Origin of the sequence: Corynebacterium sp. HMSC074C05, from assembly GCF_001838325.1 — a bacterium.
In the GTDB taxonomy this organism is placed as follows: Bacteria; Actinomycetota; Actinomycetes; order Mycobacteriales; family Mycobacteriaceae; genus Corynebacterium; species Corynebacterium amycolatum.
On record NZ_KV836285.1, the window covers coordinates 21,338 to 34,293 of the forward strand.

The following is a 12,956-nucleotide window of genomic DNA, read 5'->3' on the forward strand; positions in this document are numbered from 1 at the left end:
TGTTAAAACAACAAAAACATCGGGCAGCTCCTCGAGTGACGATCGCGGAGAAGGTGCGTCCACCTTCCCTCTCGCCACCGAGGGGCTGCCCGTATTTTTGCTGGATTCTCTAAAAGCAGACTCCAATACCCCCAGCTTTTTAAGACTGCGAGACTGCCGAAATAGGGTGACCCGGCAGACAGAAAAACTAACGCTGAGGATGTCGTGGTCTGACATCTCAGTGACCCAAAAGCTAGCTGTACAAGCCACCGCTAGGTCCGTGAGCATCCCTAAATTACGGCCAATTACGCCCCCATTTCTAGGAGCATGATGTGCCCGCCCTCCCCTTCAGGAAACTACGGATAATTTTCTGTTGGAAGTGATAATAACGCCGTTATTTCTGCAGCGCACGCCGGAAATAGAATTATCTTTAAAGCACTGAGCTACTGGGGGTAGCCATAAGTACCGGACGCCATTTAGAACGCAAAATACCCCACGTAAACGCCATTACTATAACGAATTGATAATGGCGCCTACGGGGGTATCAAATGCGCTACTGACTACTCTTTGCCCGGCGCTGGCGGGCAAACTCACTCAGAGTCACGCCGGCAGCAACGGAAGCGTTGAGCGACTCAACCCAACCGGTCATCGGAATGGACATGATGGTGTCACAGGTATCGCGCACCAGGCGCGAAAGCCCCTTGCCCTCAGAGCCGACAACCACCACCACCGGGGTGGTGCCGTCGTAAGTATCCAGAGTGTGGTCGCCACCGGCATCCAGTCCAACGACCTGGTAACCAGCCTTCTGGAACTGCTTGAGCGAGCGCACCATGTTGGTCGCCCGCGCAACCGGCAGACGCGCAGCAGTACCAGCAGAGGTACGCCAGGCGACGCCCGTAATGGCAGCCGAGCGACGCTCCGGAATCACCACACCGTGACCGCCAAAGGCCGCCACCGAGCGAATGACCGCGCCCAGATTACGGGGGTCGGTGATGTTATCCAGGCAGACGATAAGGCCCGGCTCCCCGGTCTTGGCCACCGAATCAATCAGATCTTCGACAGATGCGTACTTGTACGGCGGAATCTGCAGGCCGATACCCTGGTGCATAGTGTTGCCGGTCATGGTGTCCAACTCGTGGCGGGGCACCTCGCGAATCGGGATACCACGGGAGTTAGCGATACGCACTGACTCCTGCAGGCGCTCGTCATTGTCGGTACCCAGCGCCACAATCAGCGCTGCCGCTGGCACCTTTGCATGCAGGCACTCCACGACCGGGTTACGGCCAACTACCAGCTCGGTGCCATCCCCCTTGCGCTCATGACGCCCGGAGTCACGGCGGCGCTTCTCTTTCGCCCGCTTATGAGCTGCGTGATAAACGCGGTCCTCTGCTTTCGGGGTCGGCCCCTTGCCACGCAAGCCACGCTTTTGGCCACCGGAGCCGCCAACGTTCTTCTTGCTTGCCTTGCGCACTGCACCACGACGACCGTTGCCTGCCATAGCTACCTGCTTCCTGTTGTTAATAGTTTTCTTTAGCTTTAGTCAGCGACAGACCATGCCGGACCATCCGCGGTATCAGTTACCTCGATACCCGCTTCCTTCAGACGGTCGCGTACAGCATCAGCCGTAGCCCAGTCCTTCTCTGCACGAGCCCGGGTGCGCTCCTCCAACTGGTGCTCAACCAGCACACCGAGCGCATGCATTGCTGCATCAGAACCAGAATCGGAGGTTGCCCACTGCTCATTCAGCGGATCGAATCCAAGGACTGCGGCCATAGCGCGGACAGCACCGGCAATCTCCTTGGCCTTGGTCTCGTCGCCGTCGGCAAGCGCCTGATTGCCTCCACGGACAGCGTTGTGGATTTCCGCGAGCGCGCGTGGGACGGCGAGGTCGTCGTCGAGCGCTGCTTCGAACGCCGGCGTCCACTCACCGATTTCGATATCGCCGAGCTTATCGACGGCACGGTGCATAAACGCCTCGATACGACGGTAGCCCGCTGCCGCTTCCTGCAGAGCCTCCTCGGAGTACTCCAGCACGGAGCGGTAGTGCGCACTGCCGAGGTAGTAACGCAGCTCAACCGGACGAACCATGGTCAGGATATGCGGCACGGACAACACGTTGCCGAGCGACTTCGACATCTTTTCGCCGGCCATTGTGACCCAGTGATTGTGCATCCAGTAGCGAGCAAAGCCGTCGCCGGCTGCGTGCGACTGCGCAATCTCGTTTTCATGGTGCGGGAACTGCAGGTCGAGACCGCCACAGTGGATGTCGAACTCCGAGCCCAAGTAGTAGGTGGCCATGGCGGAGCACTCCAGGTGCCAGCCCGGACGGCCATTACCCCACGGCGTCGGCCACGAGGGCTCGCCCGGCTTGGCCGCCTTCCACAGCGCGAAATCGTGCGCACCGCGCTTGCCCGGAGTGTTGGTCTCGCCCTGCTCCATCTCGTCAACGCGGTTGCCGGACAGGCTACCGTAGTCGCTGCCTTCAGCCTTGGACCAGGCGTCCACGTCAAAATAGACGCTGCCATCGACAGCGTAGGCGAAGCCGTTATCCATCAGACGCTGCATATACTCCACCATCTGAGTGACATGTCCGGTGGCACGCGGCTCAACGCTCGGCGGAAGAACACCGAGCTGGTTGTAGGCCCAGGTAAATTCGCGCTCAAAGCGGGAGACCCACTCCCACCAAGGGCGGCCGTGCTCGGCGGCCTTATTCAAGATCTTGTCATCGATATCGGTGACGTTACGCACAAACGCGACGTCATACCCCTTGGCGATCAGCCAACGGCGCAAGATATCAAAGGCCACGCCAGAGCGAACATGGCCAATGTGCGGCTGAGCCTGCGGAGTCGCACCGCACAGGTAAATGGAGGCATGCCCCTCGCGGAGAGGCTCAAAATCCTTCAGTTGGCGGGTTGCGGTATCGAAGATTTGAAAAGTCACAGCCCCGAGCATAGCGGGGAAATAGATACGGGTGAAAAAGAGAAAACGGCTAGCGCACACGGACAATGTGTGTGCGCTAGCCGTTACCCGGAAAAGTGCAGAAAATCCCTACTGGAAGGAACCGGGGAAGGGAGACGACTTATGCGTCTGCGTCCAGGTCCACCGGCTTATCGTCGGCTTCATCCTTCTTCTCACCAGCGGCACCTTCCTGTGCCAGCGCGCGGTGACGCTCGATAGTGGCATCGACGCGGGCAAAAACTTCCTCGACCTTGGCCTCATCAACGCCGTCGGCAAGCGCGAGCTCACCGACGAGAACCTGGCGAGCCTTGCTCAACATACGCTTTTCGCCGGCGGACAGACCGCGGTCCTGATCGCGGCGCCACAGGTCACGAACTACCTCAGCGACCTTGTTAATGTCGCCCGAACCCAGGCGCTCCTGGTTGGCCTTGTAGCGACGAGACCAGTTGCCGGCCTCTTCCACGTCGGTCTCACGTAGCACGGAGAAGACCTTCAGCAGTCCCTCTTCACCGACAACATCGCGGACACCGACCAGCTCGGCATTCTTGGCGGGCACCTGGATATTCAGATCACTCTGCAGAATCTGCAGTACAAGGTACTGAACGGTCTCACCGTTAAGCTCTCGTTCAATGATGTTTTCGATTTTCGCAGCTCCGTGGTGCGGATAAACTACGGTATCGCCAATGCTGAATTCCATGTAATGCACACGCCCTTTCCAACGGCCTTCCACCCTATCATGTCCCCCCATGATTTTACGGGTAGTATGAGAACATCTTAGGAAGACACTAAGGTGTTCTTTAAATACTGAAAATCCTATCGCCCATCCTCAAGCTACTGGAGGAAATCTAGTCATGGCCTTCAAGTCCGTACTTCGCCGCAGCGCTCTCATCACCGTCTCCGCAGCATCTGCAGTTGCACTTGCTGCTTGTGGCGCCGGTCAGATTTCGCAGACCGCAAATCAGCACCCGGCTGTCGACGGTGCGATGAACGGCGGCGAAGATGCTGCCGGCAAGGGTGCTGAGAACACCAACTCGGCTCTTGGCTTCGTCAACATCCGCGACGCTCACATCCTGGTTGACCCGGAGGCTGGTACCGCTGGTCTGAAGTTCTCCGCCAGCAACCAGCAGCGCGCTACCGAGTCGGTCTACACGCTGAAGTCCGTCACCGTTGAAGGTATCGGCGAGGTTGAGCTGAAGAAGGTCGCTGAGACTCCTTCCTTCGCTAAGGCTGCCAAGGGCGAGAACTCCCTGCCGCGTGAGTGCCAGATTGTTGCCGGCCCGAAGTCCGTCATCGATCCGCTGGCTAAGACCGCTAAGGACAACACCGGCTGCATCGCGTACTACACCAATGAGCTGGACCCGAGCACCCTGGTTGGCGACAAGAGCAGCGCTGCCGGCCAGAACCGCGAGGCCACCTTCGAGTTCACTGACCCACAGGGCCAGACCAACACCTACGACCTGGACATCACCGTCTCCGCTGACATTCTGGAAGCTGGCGCACCGAACCGCGGTGCTGACGGCATGATTGAATCCAAGTAAGCGCAGCACGGCGCGGTTCCTGCGCTGTTCACGCGCAGCGCACTATTAGCGCTGGTACAGCGCAGTCCTGTCCCGCAAATAACGCGAGGAGCTTCATCGAGCGGGCATGGGCGATTGGTCGCTTGATACGGGCCACGGCGGTACAGTCAGTCCTTGACACATGTCATTGACTCTGCCCTGGCCCGTTCTCGCGTATCTGGGGCAATTTTTTTAGCGACATTTCCCGCACATCCCGCACCCAACGTTGTCGGGTCTGTCGCCCCCTCGTTTGAAGCAAAGGCGGTTGCACCGTGGCCAAGACCAAAGACGAAGCCTACGAATGCTCGGCATGCGGTTGGCAGGTGTCGAAATGGGTTGGTCAATGTCCCAACTGCAAAGAGTGGGGCACGCTGGAGAAGGTCACTATCCGCTCCAGCAGCGGGAAGTCCGGCTCCACCCTTGAGGACAAAATCGCCGCCCGGGCAGCCAAGCAACGTCGCCGGAGTACTGCCACAACGGAGCCCGGCACGCGAGGTGACCGTCGTAAAGCATCTTCCACTTCCGTCGCGGCTAAGAGCCAGCGTTTAGCACAGCGCGCGCTTGACGACGAGGCGGAGGAACGTTTCCTCGCCGAGACATCCGCAACAGATCGAATCCCCACTTCTTCTTCTGAACTGACGGCCATTACCGGGATTTCCGCCAAGGCTGCGCACGCGGTGCGCACGGGCATCGATGAGCTGGATCGGGTGCTCGGTTCGGGTATTGTGCCGGGTTCGTTGGTGCTCTTGGCCGGCGAGCCGGGGGTTGGTAAGTCGACGTTGCTGCTTGAAGTGGCCTATCGCTGCGCGGACGGCGATTTGGGGCCGACACTTTACGTCACAGGTGAGGAGTCGGTCGGTCAGGTGCGACTGCGTGCTGAGCGCACTGGCGCGCTGTCGGACTCGCTGTACCTGTCGGCGGTGTCGAATATCGAGGACGTCATCGATCTGACACTAGAGCTCTCCCCCGGTCTGCTCATTGTGGACTCCGTGCAGACGATGCGTGCCGACGTCGAAGGTGCTCGCGGTGGCGTTGCTCAGGCCCGCGCCGTAACCTCTGCCCTGGCGGCGTTGGCAAAGGAGACCGGGACTGCGATTTTCTTGGTAGGGCACGTGACCAAGGACGGCAATGTGGCCGGCCCGCGCACGATGGAGCACCTCGTTGATGTGGTGCTCAACTTCGAAGGCGATAGACACTCGGGGCTACGCTTCTTGCGGGGTCTGAAAAACCGCTTCGGCAGCACCGATGAGGTGGGCTGCTTCGAGCAGACCGCGGGCGGTATTGCGGAAGTTGAGGATCCCTCGGGGCTGTTTTTGCATCACCGAACGCCGACCTCGGGAACTGCAATTACCGTGGCCATGGATGGCCGCAGACCGCTGCTGGCGGAGGTGCAGGGCCTGGTAATCAACACCGAGGCACATAATCCACGACGCAATGTCTCTGGTCTCGACCCGAGGCGCGTGCCGATGGTCGCGGCCGTGCTGACTGAACACGGTAACTTCAAGCAGTTGGCCCGCATGGAGATGTACGTGTCCACCGTCGGCGGAATGACGCTGTCGGAGCCTGCCGCAGACCTGGCGATTGCGCTGGCACTGGCCTCATCCATGACTAAGCGGACCTTCCAGGACAAAACCATTGCACTCGGCGAACTGGGGTTGGCCGGCGAAGTGCGGCGAGTGACCGATTTGGAGTGGCGCCTTAAGGAAGCTCATCGAATGGGCTTCGACACGGCAATTGTGCCCAGAGGCGCAAAAGGCCCGGCAGGGATGCGGCTGCTGGAAGCAGGCACCGTTGCCGAGGCCATTGAGCTTGGGTTAGGAGCTAAGCGCTAGCGCATGTTGAACGTGTAGGCGTCAGAGTTGTTGTCACCAATCACGCCGTAGAAGATGTACGACCCGGAGGGAACTGGGACCCGGTCTTCCTCGGAGCACTTGTTCGGCGCCGAGGTCAGACGCGACCAGGTGGCGGCATAGTTGACTTCCTCGCCCGGTGCCAATACCAGTTCACCGTGGCCTTCGGAGTCATTGCAGTCCACATCCGACCAGACTCGCTCATACGTTGCCAGGTCGTACACCTCGAAGCGCAACTGCTGCTCATCAAGGTTCACGCGGCATTCGCCACCGGTGGGATTGTGGACGGTAATCGCCAGAGTCGGCTGCTCATCGCCGTAGTTCGGCTGATCCGAGGTGGCTGTCACCTGTAGATCTGCAAGGGTACAGTCCTTTTTGTTCGCAAGCGCCGCCTGAGCGTCATCCTTCGAGGAGTCTTCGCCTTCCTTGTCGCCCTTCTTGGCGTCCTTGTCAGACTTGTCAGACTTGTCGTTCTTCGAGTCCTTGTCAGACTTAGGCGCGTAAGGTTCCTTAGGCTGTTCCGGAGGGGTCACCTCTTTCCCGTCATCCCTGGTGACATTCACCGGTTCAGAATCCTCGCTGTCCCGGTTTACCAGTGCGGAAATACCCCAGCCCAGGAGAACGAGGATGATAACGAGCAACACCGCCGCGGCGATACGCCGACGCCGGTAGATTTCTGGAGGCAGCTTATTGGTCACACATTTAGGTTAGCGGGTTCTCGCTGACTCCATGGGTAACGACGGTCTCAGCGCGTCCGTCCTCCAAGCGGTACCGCATACCGACAACGCCTACCTCGCCGGTCTCCAGTCGTGACGAAATCTCCGGGGAGCGATCAATAATGTGATTAACAATCTCGCGCACGTGGCGACGCTCAAATTCGTCGATTTCAGTCTCACCATCCTTGCGAGCCGCCAGCAGCGACGGGGTGACCTTTTCAATCAGCACACGCTGGAAACCACCCGGCAGTTCGCCACCGTCCAGTGCATTCTTCGCCGCAGCCACAGCGCCGCAAGACTCGTGACCGAGAACAATCACCAGCGAAACTCCAAGACCATCAACTGCGAATTCCAGCGAAGCCAGCACCGACAAGTCGGTGATCTCACCGGCGGTACGGATCACAAATACATCGCCCAAGCCCTGATCGAAAATAATCTCCACCGGAGCGCGGGAATCCGAGCAAGCCAGCACAACGGCCTTCGGCTTCTGCCCCTGCGTCAGCTGCTTACGACGAACCAAGTCCTGGCGAGGATGTGCAGTCTTGCTCTCGCAGAAGCGGAGGTTTCCGCGCACCATCGATTGCCATACACTCTCAGGAGTCCTCTCAGAATTGCTCATAGCTATATTGTGCAACGACTCTGCTGTTTATGGGAAAGCGAGAATGTAGATTGACCTCTGCAATTAACCAATCCGACGACTTCGACGAACACGTCGATGCCGCCTTACGTGATTGGTATCGCACCAACATGCGGCCACTTCCCTGGCGCGAAGAAGGCACTTCACCATGGGCTGTGCTCGTCAGCGAAGTGATGAGTCAACAGACTCCCGTCGCCCGGGTGATCCCCTCGTGGCACGCCTGGCTGGAAAAATGGCCCACCCCAGCCGATTTGGCAGTCGCGCCCAAGGATGAAGTCCTGCGTATGTGGGGAAAACTCGGCTATCCCCGACGTGCACTCCGGCTGCGTGAATGCGCAGAAAAGATCGTCGAAAAGCACGACGGCGAAGTGCCTAGCGACGTGGACACACTGTTAGCCCTTCCGGGGGTAGGGGACTACACCGCTCGGGCGGTAGCGGCGTTTGCTTTTGGCGCGCGCACGCCGGTGGTGGACATCAACGTGCGCCGCGTACTCCGGCGACACCGTCAGGGCACGTACCTACCCGGCATCGCCAAACGCGCCGACATGGCGCTCGTCGAAGAGTTCCTACCACTCGACCCCACGACTGCGGCCGAGACTTCCGTCGCACTCATGGAACTCGGCGCTACTGTCTGTCGAACGACACCCGAGTGCGAGGTCTGCCCCATCGCCACCAGTTGCGCCTGGGTTGCCGCCGGTCGCCCCGAACCCGAAGACCACGAAATCGCCGCTGCTAAACGGCGTGTGCAGAAGTTCGAAGGCACCGACCGCCAAGTCCGGGGCTTGCTTCTCGACGTGCTCCGCGCCGCCAACTCCCCCGTCGAACAGGCCGCTCTCGATGCGGTTTGGGATGATGCGCATCAGCGTTCCCGCGCACTGTTTTCCCTGCTTGACGACGGCCTTGCGGAGCAAACTCCCGATGGCCGCTTCCAGTTGCCCCGTTAAAGCCGAGGCAATGCTCCGGTAAAGACCAGATTCGACCAAGTGCGTTGCCTAGAATTGGGAACATGAATGCCTCGTCCCATCGATTTCAGCGCCAGCGCTGTCTCTTTGGGGCTAGTAAGCGTGGAACCGGTAGCCACGGAACTCGTAGGCGTGCAATTCCACTGAGCGCGGTGCTTGGAGTTGCTCTTCTTGGTGTCAGCACGGGTGCGCTCGGCGGCTGCTCAGCAGTGGATGAATTAGATGCGATTGGCTTCGGTTCCTCGGACTCTGACTCTTCTACGGTGAAGCGGTTGCCTCCAGGACAGGTAATTACGCGGACGCCATTTCCGGTCAATGCGCCCGCACGAGCACAGCGGGTTGTGTTTTCCTCCACAGGTGCACGCGACCACCGCCAAACAGCGGTGTCCGGTACGATTTTGCAGCCCTATGCCCACTGGTCGGAGAAGTCCCCACGTCCCCTGGCGGTGATTGCGCCAGGAACTCTCGGGATGGCCGATAACTGTGCCAGTTCGGTTGCGCTGCGCTACGAGGCACCTCCGACACCCCCGGCACCGCAGCTGCTGGCACAGGGGTGGAATGTCGCCATTGTGGATTACCAGGGGCTCGGCACGCCTGGGGTACATCCGTATCTCAACCGTGAGATTGCCGGGAATAACACGCTCGATATGGCACGAGCGGCTATTGAAACTTTGCAACTACCTGTAGATACTCCCATTGCGCTCTTCGGCTACTCACAGGGTGGAGGTGCCACCGCTGCAGCGGCGGAGCTAGCTGCGGAATACTCCTCCGAGCTAAATATTCGCGCGGTCTACGCCGGCGCGATTCCCGCCGATCTCACCGACACCGCACTGCATATTCGCGGCTCGGCGCTGGCGGGGCTCGTCGGATACTTTACGAACGGATTAATTGCTGAGTACCCAGAGACCAAAGAACCAATCGAGCGCATGCTGAGCCCTCTGGGGCAGGACTTCCTGAAGCTCACCGCCGATGAATGCGTTGGCGCTACTGTCGAACGCTGGCCCCGCAATGACACTAAGGCATTTACAGCCAATGATTTAGGGATAGCGGAGAATCTGCGCTCGTCGGAGCTCTCCCCCGCCGTTCGCCGCCACGTGGACGAACAGGCCCTGGGGGCAAAGACGCCCAGTATGCCCGTATTCGTCACACATAACGCATTGGATGATGTGTTACCGGTGACGTCGGCACGCGAACTTGTGCAGAAATGGCAAAAGGCCGGCGCCGACATCACCTACGTGGAGGTCGATACTGACCTCGGTGATGGGACGCACGGCCTTGCCTACGTGCTCACCCACGAAGAGATGCTTGCGTGGGTGAATCAGAAAATGGGGTACTAGCGGCGACAACCGCCGCTTTCCTCCATCTAGCAAGTACAGCTACTTTTTCTTCCAGCGACCACGGAAGGTCAAGCCCTTGCCCAGTCGGACGGTGTAACCGCCACGGCTGTTAAAGGTCACCGGACCGATACGCTTAGAACCAGAGACTCCCGAACCCGAGTAGTTCAGCCACGTGTCCTTGTCCAGGTTCTGCTTCTTGCGAAATTGGATCCCCATTTAGTTCTCTCCCTCGGAGTTATCAGATTCGGACTCTGCCTCGGCAGTGGCCTGATCGACAGTAGCTTTGATGTCGCCAGATACAAACGCTCAGGATACCGTCAGCACTGCCGAGAACGCCCGTCATCTTCCTCAGAATCGGCCAAGGCACCGCCCATCGGCATCAACGTTACCGACCTTGCCCCATATTGGTGAAGGTAACTTCGCCTTGCAGATGCCCTTGAACTCGCCGTTCCTGCGCCATAGATTCCTCAATCCGTTATTTGTGACCGATTCTAATGAGCTCATGAAACCGGCCGCTGCCACGGCATCCCGAACAATGACGACAGCTAGTTAGTGCAGACCGCCCAAGGAGGAAAAGGGCTCCTCCACCTCGATGTCATGCAGGGGCACGCGTACCCAAGGCGAATCACTGTGTGCGAGCAACTCGGTGAGCCGTTGCGATTGATCCTTCATCGCAGCGGCGACGTCGGGCTCACCGTCACTTGCCCAGATCATTCGACCCCACCAGAAGCTTGCGGCTACGTCAGCCCACGACACGAAGTAGCGCTGCAACGCCGCCACGGCCTTATCGGAAATCTGAAGGAACTCTTCTGGAGAGATCCATCCCAGCTCCGTTGCCGGACCACCAACGCTGTGAATTCGGATTATGTCCCATGCGCGAGTAGTGGCGGGCAATGCCGGGGCTGCTGCTTTGGCAAAGTTTTCGGAGCGCAGCATCCGTACGAGGTAGCGGAACTTATGTTCCCCACGACGCGGATCCGCACCTTGGACAACAAAGAAGTCTTTGAGGAACTCGACCTTTTCCTCCACTTCCGCATCTAGCTCGCGCTCGGGGACGTCTTTCATGGCGTATGCGAGCGGTAAAATAAAGTCATTTTCCACGTGCTGGCTGCCTTCGAGCAAGACGTCAATAGCCTGGTGCGCTTCCTGTGCACCAGTGACCCCCCAGTTTTGCTCGAGAGATGTTTTGTAGTACTTGGCCGCCCTTGCGTTGATGTTCTCAACCCCTAGCGGGGTCGCAAACGCCTTATTGCTCTTGTACGTCATTCCCCACGAGTGGCGGCGCACTTCATCTTTGCTCGGCGCCGGTTCCGGCCACGGGAACTTGGCAAACCTGTAGAGCGAAGAGTCATCAAACTTTGCTGGGGTGAATGTAAGGCTCATATCCTCACAAAGTACCGAGGTTTCGGGGTTGAGTCAGTGTAACTTCACACACCACCCCACACCTGGGGTGAGTTATGTCATAGCACCGAACCTCAGGCGCGGTTTTAATTGTGTTGCTAGTCTCGTGTGCATGACAGGATCCCAGATTGCATTGACCGACCGGCCAGATCTCGGTGCCGCACTTGAACGTGCCGGTAATTCCGGGATTGTGCGCACTGCCGCCGTCGCTGTTGTAGAAGGTCTTGGTGTCGACGAGATTGTGCTCGAGGCCGCCGCTACAAAAACCAGTGGAGTCGATGGCGCAGCGTTCGTCACCAACCGAAGAATTCTCGTGACCGCCAACAAGAAAGATCCGTCTCAATTCGAGTTCCTTGAACTCGACAACCTCGCCAATGTAATCGTTCTGCCTTACAAGGGCGGCTGGGCCGTCGTGGCCCAGCTCTACAACACATATAAAGTGTGGAGCGGTTTCACAGAAAAAGCTGCGAAACGTGTGCAATTTGCTGCCCAGTGGGCCCTGACCGCAGGCCGAGAGGCACGAACGGAGGCCTCGCGTGCAGTGTCGTCGACGGAGCTTTTTGAGCGATGGAAAGAAAACAAGCACCGTCTCAATCGCAATAGTTTAGAAGAGCTTGCAGAGTCGATGCGCTCCCTGTATTCCGACATTGATTCACGGTGGTGGACTGAATAATGATTCGACTTGCATACCCGGGTTCGCCCGACCGCTTTAATGGGGCAGAAGACACATCACACATCGAGCAAAACCTGCCTATTGCGGAAAATGGCTATCGCCATTACATCAAGCATGGCTCATTACTAGAAACCGGAGCATCTCCGGCAAATACGACTGCTACCTCCAGGTCAAACTCCAGCGCGGGCACGACAGGTGCTCAGACCAGCGGCGCATCGAAAGGTCTCAGTGTAAAGAAGCAGCTATTACTCCTCCCCTTAGTGATAGCGGGCATCGTGGTGCTAGCGATTGCCTACGTTGCAGCTAAAGACGCGCTCTTTAGTGACAAGTCAGACGAGTCCGCTGCTCCCGCACAGTCCGCCGCTGAAGCACCTGCCAATCCCGGCGCTTCCAACGGTGGCGCTACCGGCGCCACTGGTGGGGATACCACCAGCGGCCTCACCCCTGCCGACCACGCACCTGAACCGATTGCTAACTTCGTGCGGGCCTGCACAGACTATGAAGTGGTGTTTAGCTACTATGGTCCGGATAGTGCCCCTGCCCCACAGGCAATGGGTACCAACTGTTCCGTGGATACTACGAAGGCACCCGACGTTGGTTACGTAGTCTTCACCGATGACCCTGCCGCCACCGCCGCCGTTCGTGACGGCAAGCCCGTCTTGGATGCCGTTGAGATTCCGGCAGAATCAACGCGCGGTTCCACATTCAAGGCGCAGCGAGTGGAGTCCCTCATCACAGTTGCGGAAATCCTCCCAGAGGACCAGGGAATCGTTGAGTACATGATCAAAAATGATGACCCTGAAGCAGCAAAGAAAGCATTGGTCGACCTCGGCGTGGCCAAGTAGAACTACAACTCTCCGCGCTTTTAGGAAAGACCGCATATAGAC

At 58.7% G+C, this 12,956-nt stretch carries 13 protein-coding genes; 6 read left to right on the plus strand and 7 right to left on the minus strand.

Annotation, left to right across the window (positions count from 1 at the left end; all coding sequences use genetic code 11):
• Window positions 1–532 precede the first annotated feature (532 nt).
• The 3 genes from rlmB to HMPREF3042_RS03490 all read right to left on the minus strand — a co-directional run bounded on the left by rlmB (window position 533) and on the right by HMPREF3042_RS03490 (window position 3,634).
• On the minus strand, window positions 533–1,477 hold the full coding sequence (rlmB, locus tag HMPREF3042_RS03480) for a 23S rRNA (guanosine(2251)-2'-O)-methyltransferase RlmB (RefSeq protein ID WP_038626584.1): 945 nt from the start codon (window positions 1,475–1,477) through the stop codon (window positions 533–535).
• 38 nt (window positions 1,478–1,515) lie between these two features.
• Window positions 1,516–2,919: a cysteine--tRNA ligase gene (gene cysS / locus HMPREF3042_RS03485; RefSeq protein WP_042388940.1), complete on the minus strand. Its 1,404-nt coding sequence runs from the start codon at window positions 2,917–2,919 to the stop codon at window positions 1,516–1,518.
• Window positions 2,920–3,058: 139 nt separating this feature from the next.
• Window positions 3,059–3,634: a CarD family transcriptional regulator gene (locus HMPREF3042_RS03490; protein WP_005510159.1), complete on the minus strand. Its 576-nt coding sequence runs from the start codon at window positions 3,632–3,634 to the stop codon at window positions 3,059–3,061.
• Window positions 3,635–3,788: 154 nt separating this feature from the next.
• Here HMPREF3042_RS03490 and HMPREF3042_RS03495 point away from each other — a divergent pair, with 154 nt between their 5' ends.
• Window positions 3,789–4,475 (plus strand): hypothetical protein, encoded by a 687-nt coding sequence (locus HMPREF3042_RS03495; protein ID WP_070851866.1) that lies wholly within the window; start codon window positions 3,789–3,791, stop codon window positions 4,473–4,475.
• A gap of 290 nt (window positions 4,476–4,765) precedes the next feature.
• On the plus strand, window positions 4,766–6,325 hold the full coding sequence (gene radA / locus HMPREF3042_RS03500; protein WP_070856081.1) for a DNA repair protein RadA: 1,560 nt from the start codon (window positions 4,766–4,768) through the stop codon (window positions 6,323–6,325).
• Here the strand turns inward: radA and HMPREF3042_RS03505 are convergent.
• Complete coding sequence (locus tag HMPREF3042_RS03505; RefSeq protein ID WP_070851864.1) at window positions 6,322–7,041, minus strand: hypothetical protein; 720 nt, start codon at window positions 7,039–7,041, stop codon at window positions 6,322–6,324. The genes radA and HMPREF3042_RS03505 overlap by 4 nt on opposite strands.
• A gap of 4 nt (window positions 7,042–7,045) precedes the next feature.
• Window positions 7,046–7,678, minus strand: a complete 633-nt coding sequence (locus HMPREF3042_RS03510) for a carbonic anhydrase (protein WP_070601110.1) — start codon at window positions 7,676–7,678, stop codon at window positions 7,046–7,048.
• Between the two features lie 29 nt (window positions 7,679–7,707).
• Here HMPREF3042_RS03510 and HMPREF3042_RS03515 point away from each other — a divergent pair, with 29 nt between their 5' ends.
• Window positions 7,708–8,640 (plus strand): HhH-GPD family protein, encoded by a 933-nt coding sequence (locus tag HMPREF3042_RS03515; protein ID WP_070856082.1) that lies wholly within the window; start codon window positions 7,708–7,710, stop codon window positions 8,638–8,640.
• A gap of 62 nt (window positions 8,641–8,702) precedes the next feature.
• Entirely contained in the window at window positions 8,703–9,995 is a 1,293-nt protein-coding gene (locus HMPREF3042_RS03520; RefSeq protein ID WP_246822304.1) for a lipase family protein, read from the plus strand.
• A 39-nt stretch (window positions 9,996–10,034) separates the two neighbouring features.
• Here the strand turns inward: HMPREF3042_RS03520 and HMPREF3042_RS10840 are convergent, their stop codons facing one another.
• Window positions 10,035–10,211 (minus strand): hypothetical protein, encoded by a 177-nt coding sequence (locus HMPREF3042_RS10840; protein WP_168168123.1) that lies wholly within the window; start codon window positions 10,209–10,211, stop codon window positions 10,035–10,037.
• A 333-nt stretch (window positions 10,212–10,544) separates the two neighbouring features.
• Window positions 10,545–11,378: a DUF1266 domain-containing protein gene (locus tag HMPREF3042_RS03525; protein WP_070856084.1), complete on the minus strand. Its 834-nt coding sequence runs from the start codon at window positions 11,376–11,378 to the stop codon at window positions 10,545–10,547.
• A gap of 130 nt (window positions 11,379–11,508) precedes the next feature.
• On the opposite strand from HMPREF3042_RS03525, the gene HMPREF3042_RS03530 reads away from it, so the two are divergent.
• The gene (locus HMPREF3042_RS03530; protein WP_070833320.1) at window positions 11,509–12,069 is read left to right on the plus strand and encodes a hypothetical protein; all 561 of its coding nucleotides are present in this window, start codon (window positions 11,509–11,511) and stop codon (window positions 12,067–12,069) included.
• Window positions 12,069–12,914, plus strand: a complete 846-nt coding sequence (locus HMPREF3042_RS03535) for a hypothetical protein (protein WP_070856085.1) — start codon at window positions 12,069–12,071, stop codon at window positions 12,912–12,914. Before HMPREF3042_RS03530 ends, HMPREF3042_RS03535 begins: the two co-directional genes overlap by 1 nt.
• The last annotated feature ends 42 nt before the right edge of the window (window positions 12,915–12,956 follow it).

Excerpts from the sequence above, each read along its gene's own strand:
- rlmB (WP_038626584.1), bottom strand. The coding sequence starts at position 1,477 with ATGGCAGGCAACGGTCGTCGTGGTGCAGTGCGCAAGGCAAGCAAGAAG.
- HMPREF3042_RS03490 (WP_005510159.1), bottom strand. The coding sequence starts at position 3,634 with ATGGAATTCAGCATTGGCGATACCGTAGTTTATCCGCACCACGGAGCT.
- HMPREF3042_RS03495 (WP_070851866.1), top strand. The coding sequence starts at position 3,789 with ATGGCCTTCAAGTCCGTACTTCGCCGCAGCGCTCTCATCACCGTCTCC.
- HMPREF3042_RS03510 (WP_070601110.1), bottom strand. The coding sequence starts at position 7,678 with ATGAGCAATTCTGAGAGGACTCCTGAGAGTGTATGGCAATCGATGGTG.
- HMPREF3042_RS03515 (WP_070856082.1), top strand. The coding sequence starts at position 7,708 with ATGGGAAAGCGAGAATGTAGATTGACCTCTGCAATTAACCAATCCGAC.
- HMPREF3042_RS03520 (WP_246822304.1), top strand. The coding sequence starts at position 8,703 with ATGAATGCCTCGTCCCATCGATTTCAGCGCCAGCGCTGTCTCTTTGGG.
- HMPREF3042_RS10840 (WP_168168123.1), bottom strand. The coding sequence starts at position 10,211 with ATGGGGATCCAATTTCGCAAGAAGCAGAACCTGGACAAGGACACGTGG.
- HMPREF3042_RS03525 (WP_070856084.1), bottom strand. The coding sequence starts at position 11,378 with ATGAGCCTTACATTCACCCCAGCAAAGTTTGATGACTCTTCGCTCTAC.
- HMPREF3042_RS03530 (WP_070833320.1), top strand. The coding sequence starts at position 11,509 with ATGACAGGATCCCAGATTGCATTGACCGACCGGCCAGATCTCGGTGCC.
- HMPREF3042_RS03535 (WP_070856085.1), top strand. The coding sequence starts at position 12,069 with ATGATTCGACTTGCATACCCGGGTTCGCCCGACCGCTTTAATGGGGCA.